The 15,559-nt window shown below is 72.4% G+C and carries 9 protein-coding genes; 4 read left to right on the forward strand and 5 right to left on the reverse strand.

What is annotated here, in order from left to right; all coding sequences use genetic code 11:
- Positions 1-22 precede the first annotated feature (22 nt).
- The 3 genes from coaE to rpsA form a co-directional block, all read right to left on the reverse strand.
- Positions 23-625, reverse strand: coding sequence for a dephospho-CoA kinase (gene coaE, locus OG927_RS07860; protein WP_056783816.1), 603 nt, complete (start codon positions 623-625; stop codon positions 23-25).
- A gap of 43 nt (positions 626-668) precedes the next feature.
- On the reverse strand, positions 669-1,607 hold the full coding sequence (locus OG927_RS07865; RefSeq protein WP_079099549.1) for a PAC2 family protein: 939 nt from the start codon (positions 1,605-1,607) through the stop codon (positions 669-671).
- Positions 1,608-2,139: 532 nt separating this feature from the next.
- Complete coding sequence (rpsA, locus tag OG927_RS07870; protein WP_056783819.1) at positions 2,140-3,657, reverse strand: 30S ribosomal protein S1; 1,518 nt, start codon at positions 3,655-3,657, stop codon at positions 2,140-2,142.
- Positions 3,658-4,047: 390 nt separating this feature from the next.
- Between rpsA and OG927_RS07875 the strand changes: the two genes are divergently transcribed.
- Together OG927_RS07875 and hrpB are read left to right on the forward strand one after the other, a co-directional pair.
- The gene (locus OG927_RS07875) at positions 4,048-4,872 is read left to right on the forward strand and encodes a class I SAM-dependent methyltransferase (RefSeq protein WP_056783823.1); all 825 of its coding nucleotides are present in this window, start codon (positions 4,048-4,050) and stop codon (positions 4,870-4,872) included.
- 89 nt (positions 4,873-4,961) lie between these two features.
- A complete protein-coding gene (hrpB, locus tag OG927_RS07880) occupies positions 4,962-7,460 on the forward strand; it encodes an ATP-dependent helicase HrpB (protein ID WP_330319894.1) in 2,499 nt (832 codons plus the stop codon).
- Between the two features lie 82 nt (positions 7,461-7,542).
- On the opposite strand, the gene OG927_RS07885 is transcribed toward hrpB, so the two are convergent.
- Positions 7,543-9,246: a lytic transglycosylase domain-containing protein gene (locus tag OG927_RS07885; RefSeq protein WP_330319895.1), complete on the reverse strand. Its 1,704-nt coding sequence runs from the start codon at positions 9,244-9,246 to the stop codon at positions 7,543-7,545.
- A 188-nt stretch (positions 9,247-9,434) separates the two neighbouring features.
- On the opposite strand from OG927_RS07885, the gene OG927_RS07890 reads away from it, so the two are divergent.
- The gene (locus tag OG927_RS07890; RefSeq protein WP_330319896.1) at positions 9,435-10,313 is read left to right on the forward strand and encodes a DUF4184 family protein; all 879 of its coding nucleotides are present in this window, start codon (positions 9,435-9,437) and stop codon (positions 10,311-10,313) included.
- Between the two features lie 9 nt (positions 10,314-10,322).
- On the opposite strand, the gene polA is transcribed toward OG927_RS07890, so the two are convergent.
- On the reverse strand, positions 10,323-13,037 hold the full coding sequence (gene polA / locus OG927_RS07895) for a DNA polymerase I (RefSeq protein ID WP_330319897.1): 2,715 nt from the start codon (positions 13,035-13,037) through the stop codon (positions 10,323-10,325).
- A gap of 184 nt (positions 13,038-13,221) precedes the next feature.
- Here polA and OG927_RS07900 point away from each other — a divergent pair, with 184 nt between their 5' ends.
- On the forward strand, positions 13,222-15,519 hold the full coding sequence (locus OG927_RS07900) for an FdhF/YdeP family oxidoreductase (protein ID WP_330319898.1): 2,298 nt from the start codon (positions 13,222-13,224) through the stop codon (positions 15,517-15,519).
- Positions 15,520-15,559: the final 40 nt, after the last annotated feature.

Here is a 15,559-nt window from a genome sequence, read left to right on the forward strand (position 1 = left end):
CGGCCACGGGCCCGGCCGCACCTCAGTCGGCGGCGGCCCGTTCGGTCAGTTCCGACCAGACCTTGCGGACCTGCGGTTCCAGGTCCTCCAGTGGTCCGTCGTTGTCGACGACCAGATCGGCGACGGCCAGCCGCTCCTCGCGCGCCGCCTGCGCCGCCATCCGGGCGCGGGCGTCGGCCTCGGTCATGCCCCGCAGCCGCACGAGCCGGTCGAGCTGGGTCTCCGGGGACGCGTCCACGACCACGACCAGGTCGTAGAGCGGTGCGAGACCGTTCTCGGTGAGGAGCGGGACGTCATGGACGACCACCGCGTCGGGGCCGGCGGCCTTCTCCAGTTCGGCGGACCGGGCACCGACGAGCGGATGGACGAGGGCGTTCAGCGCGGCCAGGCGCGCGGGGTCGGCGAAGACGATCGCGCCGAGCGCGGGCCGGTCCAGGGTCCCGTCGGCCGCCAGGATGCCGGGACCGAAGGTCTCGACGACGGACGCGAGCCCCGGGGTGCCGGGCTCGACGACCTCACGCGCGATCCGGTCCGCGTCGATCAGCACGGCCCCGTAGCTCACAAGCAGCCGTGACACTTCGCTCTTGCCGGCGCCGATCCCGCCGGTCAGGCCCACTTTCAGCATGCGCCGAGCCTAGCCGTCGGTCCGGACGGCCGTCCTTCACCCCTCAGGAATCGCCCTCGCGTTCGGCAAGGAAACGTTCGAATTCAAGACCGATCTCGTCCGCCGAGGGAAGATCGGCGGGTTCCGCGACGAGATTGCCCCGGGTCTCGGAGCCCGCGACCGCGTCGTACTGGTGCTCCAGCCCTTCGACCAGCGCCACGAGCTCCTCGTCGCCCTGCCCGATCTGCCGGTCGATCTCTGTCTGGGTGCGGTGTGCCTCGGTGCGCAGCGTGTGCGCGACGCCCGGCAGGACCAGACCGGTCGCCGCGGTGACCGCCTCCAGGGCGGTGAGCGCCGCGTCCGGGTACGCGGACCGGGCGACGTAGTGCGGCACGTGGGCGGCGACACCGAGGACGTCATGACCGGATTCCATCAGCCGGTACTCGACGAGGGATTCGGCGGAGCCGGGCACCTGTGCCTCGTCGAAGGGGCTGCGGTGTCCGGGCATGAGATCGGTCCGGTTGCCGTGCGGGGTGAGGCCGACCGGCCGGGTGTGCGGAACGCCCATGGGGATGCCGTGGAAGTTGACCGCGAGACGCACACCGAGCCGCTCCACGATCTGCTCGACGGCGGCGGCGAACCTCTCCCACTCCACGTCGGGCTCGGGACCGGACAGCAGCAGGAAGGGCGCACCCGTGGCGTCCTGCACCACCCGGACGTCCAGCGTCGGCGCCTCGAACGCCGTCCAGCGGTCGCGCCGGAAGGTCAGCAGCGGGCGTCGCGCCCGGTAGTCGACCAGCCGGTCGTGGTCGAAGCGGGCCACGATCTGGTGCGGCAGCGTCTCGAGCAGGCCGTCGACGATCTGCTCGCCGGTCTCACCCGCGTCGATGTACCCGTCGAAGTGGTAGAGCATGACCAGGCCGGCCGACTCCTGGGCGAGCGCCATGTCGACGACGGCCAAGCCCTTCGGCTCCCATTCGTACAAACTCTGCGGATCAGGCACGGTTACCGCTCCTCCTCGTGTTCCTGCACAAGAACACCCCGTGGGTCCCGGGCATTCCCGGCCGTCCCACTTTCCGCGGCGCGGGGCCGACCGGCCCGCGCGCCCACCGGCGTGTGTCCGGCCGTCAGACACCCGCTCCGCACGCCCTGTTCACCCCGCGGCCGGGGCAGCGGTCCAGACCCTGATGCGCCCGTGGCCCACCCCTGCCGTCTCGGGCAGCCGATTCAGGGACTCGCCCCACATGCGTATCCGTGCGCGAGACCCTCCGGTCCTTCGACGGGAAGGCACCCCCATGCACATCCGCGCGCCGCTCCCGCCCTGCCGGCCCTCGCGCTCTCCACCGTGCGGGACCGGCCCTCGCCACGGCCGGCGGCGCACGGGCCGGTGGCCCCTGAGCGGGCCGCCGTACGCAGGGCCGGACCCGCACGGCATGCGGCCCCGGAGACATGAGTGAGGCCCGCCCCCCGAAGGGAGCGGGCCTCACTCACAGCTCTACAGCTACTGCAGCCGATGAGCGGCTGGGGTCAGAGCGTCAGCTCTGGCCGCCGGCCAGCTTCTCGCGCAGGGCGGCCAGGGCCTCGTCCGACGCCAGGGCGCCGGAGTTGTCCGCGGACTCCGAGGAGTACGAACCGCCGCCGCCACCGCTGCCGCCGGAGGCAGCCGGGGCAGCGCCGGCCGGGGCGGCTGCGCCCTCGGCCGCAGCGGCCTCGTCGGCCTCGCGGGACTTGATGACCTGGGCCTGGTGCTGCTCGAAGCGCGTCTGCGCCTCGGCGTACTGGGTCTCCCAGACCTCACGCTGCGACTCGAAGCCCTCGAGCCAGTCGTTGGTCTCGGGGTCGAAGCCCTCGGGGTAGATGTAGTTGCCCTGGTCGTCGTAGGACGCGGCCATGCCGTACAGGGTCGGGTCGAACTCGACCGAGGCCGGGTCCCCACCGAAGGCCTCGTTGGCCTGCTTCAGCGAGAGGCTGATGCGACGGCGCTCGAGGTCGATGTCGATGACCTTGACGAAGATCTCGTCGTTGACCTGGACGACCTGCTCCGGGATCTCCACGTGGCGCTCGGCCAGCTCGGAGATGTGGACCAGGCCCTCGATGCCCTCGTCGACGCGCACGAACGCACCGAACGGAACGAGCTTGGTGACCTTACCGGGAACGACCTGCCCGATCTGGTGCGTACGGGCGAACTGCTGCCACGGGTCTTCCTGCGTCGCCTTGAGCGACAGCGAGACGCGCTCGCGGTCCATGTCGACGTCGAGGACCTCGACGGTGACTTCCTGACCGACCTCGACGACCTCGGAGGGGTGGTCGATGTGCTTCCAGGACAGCTCGGAGACGTGCACGAGACCGTCGACGCCACCCAGGTCCACGAAGGCACCGAAGTTGACGATCGAGGAGACGACGCCGGAGCGGACCTGACCCTTCTGGAGGGTCGTGAGGAACGTCTGGCGCACCTCGGACTGGGTCTGCTCGAGCCAGGCACGGCGGGACAGGACCACGTTGTTGCGGTTCTTGTCCAGCTCGATGATCTTGGCCTCGAGCTCCTTGCCCACGTAGGGCTGGAGGTCGCGGACACGACGCATCTCGACGAGCGACGCCGGGAGGAAGCCACGGAGGCCGATGTCGAGGATGAGACCACCCTTGACGACCTCGATGACGGTACCGGTGACGATGCCGTCTTCTTCCTTGATCTTCTCGATGGTGCCCCAGGCACGCTCGTACTGAGCGCGCTTCTTCGAGAGGATCAGGCGGCCTTCCTTGTCCTCCTTCTGGAGAACCAGGGCCTCGATCTCGTCGCCGACCTTGACGACCTCGTTCGGGTCGACGTCGTGCTTGATCGAGAGCTCGCGGCTCGGAATGACACCTTCGGTCTTGTAACCGATGTCGAGGAGGACCTCGTCGCGGTCAACCTTGACGATGACTCCGTCAACGATGTCGCCGTCGTTGAAGTACTTGATCGTCTCGTCGATCGCCGCGAGGAACGCGTCCGCGTCGCCGATGTCGTTGACCGCAACCTGCGGAGTGGTGGCGGTGGTCTCGGTGCTGCTCGTCATGTGGGAAAGGGCTCCGGTACGGACAGTGAGTCGTAGGTACTGCTACGCCGAAAGCCCGTATCGCCTCTGCAGAAGCCGGACAGCCTGGAGAACACCCAACCTGGACCGGAAAGGCGCCTCGACAACCGAGGGGACATGCAACAGACGCGAGCGCGGCCTGCTAGGTCTGAGGCGCGCAGGCTCGCAGCGCAACTTGTAGCATACGGGGGCAGCCGGACAGGGTCAATGCGCGAAGGCGCACACCCGGGGCGCAACGCCCCGATCCCGGTACAACTCACGTCCACCGGGGCCACATCGGCCCCTCGGTGTGTCGCACACGTCCGGACGTACCCGTACGGCCGGGAGGACACCGCGCGCGACGGGTGAAGGCAAACTACAACGACGGGCACGATGAGCCAAGAGACCTACGACTCCGAACCTGAAGCGACGCGCCGGGAAGCCGGTGAAGCGGAGAGCAGCCGGGCAAGTCGCGGCTGGTGGGACCGGAACGCCGACGAGTACCAGAGCGACCACGGGGCCTTCCTCGGCGACGACCGCTTCGTCTGGGGCCCGGAGGGGCTCGACGAGGCGGACGCCGCCCTGCTGGGCCCCGCGTCCGCACTGAAGGGCCGGGACGTCCTGGAGATCGGCGCGGGCGCCGCCCAGTGTTCACGCTGGCTGGCCGCGCAGGGCGCCCGCCCGGTGGCCCTGGACCTCTCCCACCGCCAGCTCCAGCACGCGCTGCGGATCGGCGACGGCGTCCCGCTCGTGGAGGCGGACGCCGGCCTGCTGCCGTTCCGGGACGGCTCCTTCGACCTGGCTTGCTCCGCCTACGGCGCGGTGCCCTTCGTCGCCGACCCCGTACAGGTGTTCCGCGAGGTCCGCCGGGTGCTGCGACCCGGGGGCCGCTGGGTGTTCTCGGTGACGCACCCGATCCGCTGGGCGTTCCCCGACGAGCCTGGCCCCGAGGGGCTCTCGGTCGCCGCCTCCTACTTCGACCGGGTGCCGTACGTCGAGCAGGACGAGCGGGGCGACGCGGTGTACGTCGAGCACCACAGGACGCTCGGCGACCGGATCCGGGACGTGGTGGCGGGCGGTTTCCGGCTGGTCGACCTGGTGGAGCCGGAGTGGCCCGCGTGGAACCACCAGGAGTGGGGAGGCTGGTCCCCCCTGCGCGGCCATCTCATCCCCGGGACGGCGATCTTCGTCTGCGAACGGGACGAGCCGCAGGTGTGACGGGACGACCGGCAGGTGTGAGGGGCCCCGGTCGTCAGGTGTGAGGGACCCCCGGCCCGCGTGAGGGGCGGGCGTACGAGACTGGGGGCGTGATCCGCACCGACGCCCTGGACCAGCTGCCCGTACGCACCGCCCTGCCCGCCCTGGAGCGGGCGCTCGACGACCGGGGGGTGGCCGTGCTCTGCGCACCCCCCGGGACCGGCAAGACGACCCTCGTCCCGCTGGTGCTCGCCGGACTGGCCGGCGGCGGCCCGGTGCGCCGGGTCCTCGTCGCCGAGCCCCGGCGCATCGCGGCCCGGGCGGCGGCACGCCGGATGGCGTGGCTGCTCGGGGAACGGACCGGCGAACGGGTCGGCTTCACGGTGCGCGGGGAGCGCGTCGTGGGGCGCGACACGGTGGTGGAGGTCGTGACCACCGGGGTGCTGCTCCAGCGGCTGCAGCGCGACCAGGAGCTGGCCGGCGTCGACGTGGTGATCATCGACGAGTGCCACGAACGGCATCTGGACGCGGACACGGTCGCCGCGTTCCTCCTCGACGTACGGGGCGCGATCAGGCCCGATCTGCGTCTGGTCGCGGCGTCGGCGACGACGGACGCGGAGGGCTGGTCCCGTCTGCTGGGCGATGCCCCGGTGATCGAGGCGCAGGGTGTGTCCCATCCGGTCGAGGTGGTGTGGGCGCCGCCGGCCGGCTCCGTGCGCCCGCCGCACGGGATGAGGGTCGATCCCGCGCTGCTGACGCACGTGGCCGCCGTGGTGCGCCGGGCGCTCGCCGAGCGGGAGGGCGACGTGCTGTGCTTCCTGCCCGGCGTCGGGGAGATCGGCCGGGTGGCCGGGCAGCTCGCCGGGGTGGGCGCGGAGGTGCTCCAGGTGCACGGGCGGGCGCCCGCGGCCGTCCAGGACGCGGTGCTGGCCGGGTCGTCGGACCAGCGCCGGGTGGTACTGGCGACGTCCGTGGCGGAGTCCTCCCTCACCGTGCCCGGCGTGCGGGTGGTCGTGGACTCCGGGCTGGCCAGGGAGCCGCGCACCGACCACGCCCGGGGCCTGAGCGCGCTGACGACCGTGCGGGCGTCGCAGGCGGCCGGGCGGCAGCGGGCGGGCCGGGCGGGGCGCGAGGCGCCGGGCGCCGTGTACCGCTGCTGGGAGCAGGCGGAGGACGGGCGGCTCGCCCGGTTCCCGTCACCGGAGATCAGGGTGGCCGATCTGACGGCGTTCGCACTGCAGGCGGCGTGCTGGGGCGATCCTGACGCCACCGGCTTGGCGCTGCTCGATCCACCGCCCGCCGGGGCCATGGGCGCCGCCCGGGAGGTACTGACGGCGGTGGGCGCGGTGGACGCGGCGGGGCGGGTCACCGAGCGGGGTGTGCGGATGTCCCGGCTCGGCCTGCACCCGAGGCTGGCACGGGCCCTGCTGGACGGCGCCGACGAGGTGGGCGGGCGGCAGGCCGCGGAGGTGGTCGCGCTGTTGAGCGAGGAGCCGCCGCGGGAGTACGGCGACGATCTGGCCGCGGCCCTGCGGACGGCGCGGCGCGGCGGGGACGGTTACGCGGCGCGCTGGCGGCAGGAGGTGCGGCGGCTGTCGTCCTCGCTCGACCGGCCCGGCGGCCCGGGGGCTTCGGCCGACACGGCCGCGGGGCTGGTAGCGGCGCTGGCGTTCCCGGAGCGCGTGGCGCGGGCCCGGGGCGAGGGGACGTTCCTGATGGTCTCCGGCACGGGCGCTGAGCTCCGGGACGGATCGGGGCTGCGCAGTGCGCCGTGGCTGGCCGTCGCGGTGGCCGACCGGCCCGCTCACGCGGCGTCCGCCCGGGTGCGGCTGGCGGCGGTCGTCGACCAGGACACGGCGCGGCTGGCCGCCGGGCACCTGCGGTTCTCGGGGGAGGAGGTCCGCTGGGTCGACGGCGACGTGGTGGCCCGTTCCGTGGAGCGGCTCGGGGCCGTCGAGCTGTCGGTCCGCGCACTGGAGCGGCCGGCGCCGGAGCTGGTGCGCGGGGCGCTGCTGGAGGGGCTGCGGCGCGAGGGCCCCGAGCTGCTGCGGTGGACCCGGGACAGCGAGCAGCTGCGGCTGCGGCTCGCCTTCCTGCACCGGGTGCTGGGGGCGCCGTGGCCCGATGTGTCGGACGGCGCGCTGCTGTCGCGTGCCGGGGAGTGGCTGGAGCCCGAGCTGTCGCGGGCGCGGCGCCGTCCGGATCTGGCGCGGATCGACGCCGGGCAGGCACTGCGCCGGCTGCTGCCGTGGGCGACGGGCGATGCCGCCCGGCTCGACGAGCTGGCCCCGGAGCGGATCGCGGTGCCGAGCGGGTCGAGGATCCGGGTGGAGTACGGCGGTGAGCAGCCCGTCCTCGCGGTGAAGCTGCAGGAACTGTTCGGACTGCGGGAGACGCCCAGGGTGGCCGGGGTGCCCGTCCTGGTGCACCTCCTCTCCCCCGCCGGACGCCCCGCGGCGGTCACCGCGGATCTGGCGTCGTTCTGGCGCGAGGGCTACCGGGCGGTCCGGGCCGAGCTGCGCGGCCGGTACCCGAAGCACCCGTGGCCGGAGGACCCGACGACGGTGGAGGCGACCCGCTTCACGTCGGCGCGGCTGCGCAGGGACTGACGGGGCTGAGCGGTACGGAGCAGCCCCCGGCCGGACGGCCGGGGGCTGCTCCCACGGTGGTGCGGGTCGAGCGGCGTACCGGTCAGGCGGCCGGCGCCGCCTCGACCGTGAGCTCGACGTCGAGCGTCACGCCGCTCGCGGTGGTGAGCCGGAGCGTGTAGGTGCCCGCGGCGCCGTCGGCGAAGATCTTCGGGAGCTTCAGGACTCCGTCGGCGCCGGTCCTCAGGCCCGTCAGCGTGCGGACGGGTTCACCGGCCGCGTCCTCGAAGTACGGGCCCTTGTCGTTCTCGGCGGGCTCGTCCCCCTCGGTGATCATCGTGGCGGTGACCGCGGTGTCCGCGAGGCCCGTCCCCTTGTACGTCGCCCTGACCTCGACCGTGTCGGCGAACTCGGTGCCTGCGACGGTGCTCAGGGCCTTGTCGTCGGTACGGGTGAGGGCGTCCGCCTGCCGGGCGGTGACAGCGGCGGCGTAGGTGAGGGTGCGCGGCTTGGCGGTGCCCGCGACCGCCGTCACCTTGAATCCGCCCGTCTTCTCGCCCGCCGTCAGGACGGGGGCGGTGGCGGTGCCGTCCGCGCCGGTGGACAGCGTGACCGTGGTCCGGCCGCCGGCGAAGCGGGCGTCGGTGTCACCGGTGATCGCGAAGGTGACCGAGATCTTGGCCAGCGGGGCGCCCGCGGTGTTCTTCGCCCGTACCCTGACGCGCTCGGCGAAGGCCTCGCCCGCCGTGGCGGAGAGGGTGCCGGTGCCCGCGTTCTCGATGCCGCCGAACGTCTCGGACGGAGCGGGGGGAGTCGTCGGAGGCTTGGTCGGCGGTGTCGTGGGGGGCTTCGTCGGCGGTGTGGTCGGCGGCTTGACCGGAGGCTTGGCCGGAGGCTTCGGCGGGGTGGGGTCCGGGCTCGGGGTCGCACCGCCGCCGGAGGGGGGTGTCGGGGTCGGCACGGGTGACGGGCCGGACGATCCGCTGCCCGGTCCGGCCGGAAGGACACCGGTGCCGTCCGGGACCTCGTGGGTGCCGCGCTGGTAGAAGTCGAACCAGGAGCGCACCGTCCGCAGGTACTCCCGCGAGTGGTTGTAGCTCAGCACCGCACGGTCGAGGTCCGCGGCGGTGCCCAGGTCGCGGGTGCCCGCGCAGAGGTAGCGCCCGGCGGCCAGCGCCGCGTCGTAGATGTTGTTGGGGTCCTTGCGTCCGTCGCCGTTGCCGTCCTGGCCCCAGGTGGCCCAGGTCTGCGGGATGAACTGCATCGGGCCGACCGCGCGGTCGTGCGTCGAGTCCCCGTCGTACGCGCCGCCGTCACTGTCCCTGATCAGGGCGAAGCCCTGCCCGTTGAGGGCCGGCCCGAGGATCGGGGAGAACGTGGTGCCGTTGTCGTCGACCTTGCCGCCGCGCGCCTGGCCGGACTCGACCTTGCCGATCGCGGCGAGGAGCTGCCACGGCAGGCGGCAGGCGGCGTCGGTGCTCGCGAGATCCTGCTCGGCCTTCTTGTACGCCGCCAGGATCGTGGCGGGTATGCCCGCCTCCGCACTGCCCGTCACCGGTAGATTCACGGACGAACCGGGCTTGTTGGGCGTCGTGAGCGGCGGCAGGTCCGTGTGGTAGGGCGAGTTGCCCGTGGCCGCGCTGTCGCCGGACGGGGTCGTCCCGGCTGCCGCCGGGTCACCGCCCGCCGTGCTCCCTGCCAAGGGCGCCGCGGGAGCTTGCGAGGCGGAGAGGGCTGCCACCGCGGCGGCGGCCACCGCGGTGGTGGTGGCCCCCCTGCGCAGCCGGCGGCCGAATTGCGCTGCCATACGTTCTGGTCCCTCCCCGTCGACGGCTGTTCGCGCTCCCCAGCGCGAGGACTCAGGCGACCCTACGGCAACGGGCGCCGCCCGAACACCGGCCCATGAACGGTTCTTACCGTATTTTCACCTTCCCGTCGGCACGTTGTACGACGACCCGGACGGAACGGTGACGAAGACTCAGTGATACTGCCGTCGTGCCCTTCACCCTCAGCCACGCCGTAGCCGTCCTCCCGGGGATCCGCCGGTCCGGAGCGGGCCGGGGCCCGCTGTTCGCCTCCGCCCTCGTCGCGGGCTCGTTCGCCCCCGACATGACGTACTACGCGGACACGGTGATCCCGGGGGCGATGGAATTCGGGGCAGTGACACACTCCGTGCCGGGTGTGTTCACCGTGGACGTACTCGTCACCGCCGCGGTCGTGGCGCTGTGGCTGCTGCTGCGCGAACCCCTGGTGGCCCTGCTGCCGGCCGCGCGGCGGGGGCGCGTGTACACCTTCGTGCGGGGCAGACGGTGGGACCCGGGGGCTCCCGTCCTCCCGGCGGCGGTGTGGTTCGTGGTGTCCGCGGCCATCGGGGCGGGCACGCACGTCGTGTGGGACGCCTTCACCCATCACAGCCGGTGGGGCACCGAGTTGGTGCCGGTGCTGAGCCGGAGCGTCGGCGGCCACCCGGTGTTCCAGCTGGTCCAGTACGGCAGTTCGGCCGTGGCGCTGACGGTCCTGGTCCGGTTCGTGCACACGGGGCTGCGCCGGACCGTCCCCCTGCCGGTACCGGCGTCCGTACCCGTGCTCGGCCGGACGGAACGCCGCTCGGCGATCGCGCTCCTCGCCGGGTGCGGCCTGCTCGGCACCGCCCACCGGTGCGCACGCTGGTGGGCCTCCTCCGGGGGCACCGGCAGCCCGCTCGACATCATCCCGACCGCGTGCTTCGGTGCAGGGGCGGGGCTCGCCGTCGGCCTCGTGCTCTTCGGGGCGTGGATGCGGCTGCGGGCCCGCACGGCCGCCCTCCCGCCGGGCGGGCCGGGTGCGGAAAGCGCACCGGGCCGCCCCGCGGGCGAGGACGCCGGGCGTACCTGACGGGGCCCGTCAGTGGGCGGCCGACTCCCAGTCCGTGCCCACACCGACCGAGACGTCCAGCGGAGCACGGAGCTCGACCGCCGTGGACATCTCCCTGCGGAGGATCTCCTCGACCTGATCGCGTTCCCCCCGGGCGATCTCGAGGACGATTTCGTCGTGGACCTGGAGCAGCATCCGTGAGGTCAGCTTCGCCTCGGTGAGCGCCTTGTCCACCTTGAGCATCGCGACCTTCACGATGTCGGCCGCGGTCCCCTGGATCGGCGCGTTGAGCGCCATCCGCTCCGCCATCTCGCGTCGCTGACGGTTGTCGCTGGTCAGGTCCGGGAGATAGCGGCGGCGGCCGAAGACCGTCTCCGTGTAGCCGGTGGACCTGGCCTCCTCCACGACGCGGTGCAGGTAGTCACGGACCCCGCCGAACCGCTCGAAGTAGGTGTCCATCAGGCCGCGGGCCTCGCCGGGCTCGATGTTCAGCTGCTGGGAGAGCCCGAACGCGGAGAGCCCGTAGGCGAGTCCGTACGACATCGCCTTGATCTTGCGGCGCATCTCAGCGTCGACGGCGGACTTCTCGACGCCGAACACCTGTGAGGCGACCGTGGTGTGCAGGTCCTCCCCCGAGGTGAACGCCTCGATCAGACCGGCGTCCTCGGAGAGGTGCGCCATCACCCGCAGCTCGATCTGGCTGTAGTCGGCCGTCATGAGCGTCTCGAAGCCCTCGCCGACGACGAAGCCCCGGCGGATGGCCCGCCCCTCGTCCGTCCGGACGGGGATGTTCTGCAGGTTCGGGTCGGTGGAGGAGAGCCGCCCCGTCGCCGCGACCGTCTGGTTGAACGTGGTGTGGATGCGGCCGTCCGCACCGATGGTCTTGACCAGGCCCTCGACCGTGACCCGCAGCTTCGCCTGCTCGCGGTGGCGCAGCATGATCACCGGCAGCTCGTGCTCGGTCTGCGCGGCCAGCCAGGCCAGCGCGTCGGCGTCCGTCGTGTAGCCCGTCTTCGTCTTCTTCGTCTTCGGGAGTGCCAGCTCGCCGAAGAGGACTTCCTGGAGCTGCTTGGGCGACCCGAGGTTGAACTCACGGCCCACCGCGGCGTGCGCCTCCTTCACCGCCTGCTGCACGGCGCCGGCGAACTGCTGCTCCATGCCCTGCAGATGTTCCCGGTCGGCGGCGATCCCGTGCCGCTCCAGACGGGCCAGCAGGATCGAGGTCGGGAGCTCCATGTCGTGGAGCAGCTCGGCCGCGCCGACCTCCCGCAGACGGACCGTGAACGCCTCACCCAGATCCAGGACCGCCCGGGCCTGCGACATCAGGGCGTCCGCCTCGGCCCGGTCGTCGGCGCCGAAGGCCAGCTGGCCGTCGGACGCCGCGGCGGGGGCCAGCTCCCGGCCCAGGTACTCGATGGACAGGGCGTCCAGGGCGAACGACCGGCGTCCGGGCTTGACCAGGTAGGCGGCCAGTGCGGTGTCCATGGTGACACCGTCGATCCGCCAGCCCTGCTCGGGGAAGACCCGCATGGCGCTCTTCGCGTTGTGCATGACCTTGGGCCGCTCCGGGTCGGCGACCCACGACGAGAACGCCCGGTCGTCGGCCTCGTCGAGCTGCGACGGGTCGAACCAGGCCGCGGCCCCGTCGGCGGCGGCCAGCGCCACCTCGGTCACACTCCCCGCGCCCAGCGCCCACGTGTCGACCGTGACGACTCCGAGCGGCTGGGCGCCGTGGGCCTCCAGCCAGGCCGCGACCTCGCCCGAGCCCAGCACCGAACCGTCCAGCTCGACACCGGACGCGGGCACGGGAGCCGCCTCCTGCCCCGCCGCACCCGGGTCCACGGCCATCAGCCGCTCGCGCAGGCTCGGATTACGGATCTCCAGGACGTCCAGCACACCGGTCACCGCCGTGCGGTCGTACGGTGCGCGCTCCAGCTCCTGCGGTGCCTTCGGCAGCTCCACGTCCCGGACCATCTCGGTCAGCCGGCGGTTCATGCGGACCGCGTCCAGGTGGTCGCGGAAATTCTGCCCGGCCTTGCCCTTGACCTCCTCGGCACGCGCCACGAGGTCGTCGAACGAACCGAACTGGTTGATCCACTTCGCGGCGGTCTTCTCACCGACGCCCGGGATGCCCGGCAGGTTGTCCGACGGGTCGCCCCGCAGAGCCGCGAAGTCGGGATACTGCCGCGGCGTGAGCCCGTACTTCTCCTCGACCTTGGCCGGGGTGAAGCGCGTCAGCTCGGAGACACCCTTCGTCGGGTACAGCACGGTCACGTTGTCCGTGATCAGCTGGAAGGAGTCCCGGTCGCCCGTGACGATCAGCACCTCGAAGCCCGCCGCCTCGGCCTGCGTGGCCAGCGTCGCGATGACGTCGTCCGCCTCGAAGCCGTCGACCGCGAACCGGTCGGCGTGCATCGCGTCGAGCAGCTCGCCGATCAGCTCCACCTGCCCCTTGAACTCGTCGGGGGTCTTGGAGCGGTTCGCCTTGTACTCCGGGAACTCCTGCGAACGCCACGTCTTGCGGGACACGTCGAACGCCACCGCGAAGTGCGTGGGCGCCTCGTCACGCAGGGTGTTCGCCAGCATCGACGCGAAGCCGTACACGGCGTTCGTCGGCTGCCCCGTGCCGGTCGTGAAATTCTCCGCGGGGAGCGCAAAGAACGCCCGGTACGCCAGGGAGTGCCCGTCCATCAGGAGCAGGCGCGGTCGGTTGTCTGCCGTCTTCTTCGATGCCGTCTCAGCCACGCCCCCGATCCTGCCACGGACCACTGACAATCCGGACCGGCCGCCGCTCGCCCCGCACTCGCGCGCGGGTCGAGCCCCGGTGGCGCGGCGCCGGACCGCCCGGGCCCGGCTTCCCCCCGGGCGGTCCGGCACCGGTACATGACACGATCGAGGGCAGGAACGAAGCGCTCGAAGGGGAGCAACCATGGCCACCAAGCCCCCGACCGGTGACCCGGTCCAGGACGCGCCGCAGGTCGAAGCGGTCCAGCACGCCGCCGCGGGTCTGCCCGCCGTCGCCCACAGCCTGCGCATCGCCCAGCAGCAGATGGGAGTGCGGCGCACCGCCCGAACCCTCCTCAAGGTCAACCAGAAGGACGGCTTCGACTGTCCCGGCTGCGCCTGGCCCGAGGGCGACAAGCGGCACACCGCGGAATTCTGCGAGAACGGTGCCAAGGCCGTCGCCGAGGAGGCGACCCTGCGCCGCGTCACTCCCGACTTCTTCGCCGCGCACCCCGTCGCCGACCTCGCCACCCGGAGCGGCTACTGGCTCGGCCAGCAGGGCCGCATCACGCAGCCCGTGTATCTCCCCGAGGGGGCCGACCGGTACCAGGCGGTGACCTGGGAACGCGCCTTCGAGATCCTCGCCGAGGAGCTCACGGCGCTCGCCTCCCCCGACGAGGCGCTCTTCTACACCTCGGGCCGCACCAGCAACGAGGCGGCGTTCCTGCTCCAGCTCTTCGCCCGGGAGTTCGGCACGAACAACCTTCCGGACTGCTCCAACATGTGCCACGAGTCGTCGGGGTCGGCGCTCACCGAGACCATCGGCGTCGGCAAGGGCAGTGTCAGCCTGGAGGACCTCCACCAGGCCGACCTGATCATCGTCGCCGGGCAGAACCCGGGCACCAACCACCCCCGGATGCTCTCCGCGCTGGAGCAGGCCAAGGCGGCCGGAGCGAAGATCATCTCGGTGAACCCGCTGCCCGAGGCCGGCATGGAGCGCTTCAAGAACCCCCAGACCGCCCGCGGCATGGTCAGGGGCGCCGCCCTCAACGACCTCTTCCTGCAGATCCGCATCGGCGGCGACCAGGCCCTCTTCCGCCTCCTGAACAAGATGGTCCTGGAGACCGAGGGAGCCGTCGACACCGCGTTCGTCGGTGAACACACCCACGGGTACGAGGAGTTCGCAAAGGCGGCCCGCGCCGCCGACTGGGCGCGGACGCTCACCGCCACCGGCCTGGAGCGCGAGGACATCGAGCAGGCCCTCGCCATGGTCCTCGCCTCGAAGCGGACCATCGTCTGCTGGGCCATGGGCCTCACCCAGCACAAGCACTCCGTGCCGACGATCCGCGAAGTGGTCAACTTCCTCCTGCTGCGCGGCAACATCGGCAGGCCCGGCGCCGGGGTCTGCCCCGTGCGCGGCCACTCCAACGTCCAGGGCGACCGCACCATGGGCATCTTCGAACGGCCCTCGACGGCCTTCCTCGACGCCCTGGACAAGGAATTCGGCATCACCTCGCCGCGCCACCACGGCTACGACGTCGTCCGGTCCATCCAGGCACTGCGCGACGGCGACGCCAAGGTCTTCTTCGCCATGGGCGGCAACTTCGTCGCCGCGACACCCGACACCGCCGTCACCGAGGCCGCGATGCGCCGCGCGCGCCTCACCGTCCACGTGTCCACCAAGCTCAACCGCTCGCACGCCGTGACCGGCACCCGCGCCCTGATCCTGCCCACGCTCGGACGCACCGACAAGGACGTCCAGGCGGGCACGAAGCAGTTCGTCACCGTCGAGGACTCCATGGGCCTGGTCCACTCCTCGCGCGGCAACCTCGCCCCCGCGAGCCCGCACCTGCTCTCCGAACCGGCCATCGTCGCCCGGCTGGCCCGCGCCGTCCTCGGCCCCCGCTCCGCCACGCCCTGGGAGGAGTTCGAGAAGGACTACGGGACGATCCGCGACCGCGTCTCGCGCGTCGTGCCCGGCTTCGAGGACTTCAACGCCCGCGTCGCACGGCCGGGCGGGTTCTCGCTGCCCCACGCCCCGCGCGACGAACGCCGCTTCCCCACCGCCACGGGCAAAGCCAACTTCACCGCCGCACCGGTCGAGTACCCCGAGCTCCCCGCGGGCCGGCTGCTGCTGCAGACCCTGCGCTCCCACGACCAGTACAACACCACGATCTACGGCCTCGACGACCGCTACCGCGGCATCAGGGGCGGCCGCCGCGTCGTCATGGTCAACCCCGAGGACGCCCACGCGCTCGGCCTCCCCGACGGCTCGTACACCGACCTCGTCGGCGAGTGGAAGGACGGGGTGGAACGCAGGGCACCGGGCTTCCGCGTCGTCCACTACCCGACCGCACGCGGCTGCGCCGCCGCGTACTACCCCGAGACCAATGTGCTGGTCCCCCTCGACTCCACCGCGGACACCAGCAACACCCCCGCCAGCAAGTCGGTCGTCGTCCGTTTCGAGAAGGCCCGGGACGACGGCCGGGACACCGGCCACTAAGCGTTCGCTCAGTCATCTGATAGGAACAGGGCACACAGCA

The organism is Streptomyces clavifer (genome assembly GCF_036345975.1).
Lineage (GTDB): Bacteria > Actinomycetota > Actinomycetes > Streptomycetales > Streptomycetaceae > Streptomyces > Streptomyces clavifer.

Coding starts and splice junctions, on each gene's coding strand:
- coaE (WP_056783816.1), bottom strand. CDS start 625: ATGCTGAAAGTGGGCCTGACCGGCGGGATCGGCGCCGGCAAGAGCGAA.
- rpsA (WP_056783819.1), bottom strand. CDS start 3,657: ATGACGAGCAGCACCGAGACCACCGCCACCACTCCGCAGGTTGCGGTC.
- OG927_RS07875 (WP_056783823.1), top strand. CDS start 4,048: ATGAGCCAAGAGACCTACGACTCCGAACCTGAAGCGACGCGCCGGGAA.
- OG927_RS07885 (WP_330319895.1), bottom strand. CDS start 9,246: ATGGCAGCGCAATTCGGCCGCCGGCTGCGCAGGGGGGCCACCACCACC.
- OG927_RS07900 (WP_330319898.1), top strand. CDS start 13,222: ATGGCCACCAAGCCCCCGACCGGTGACCCGGTCCAGGACGCGCCGCAG.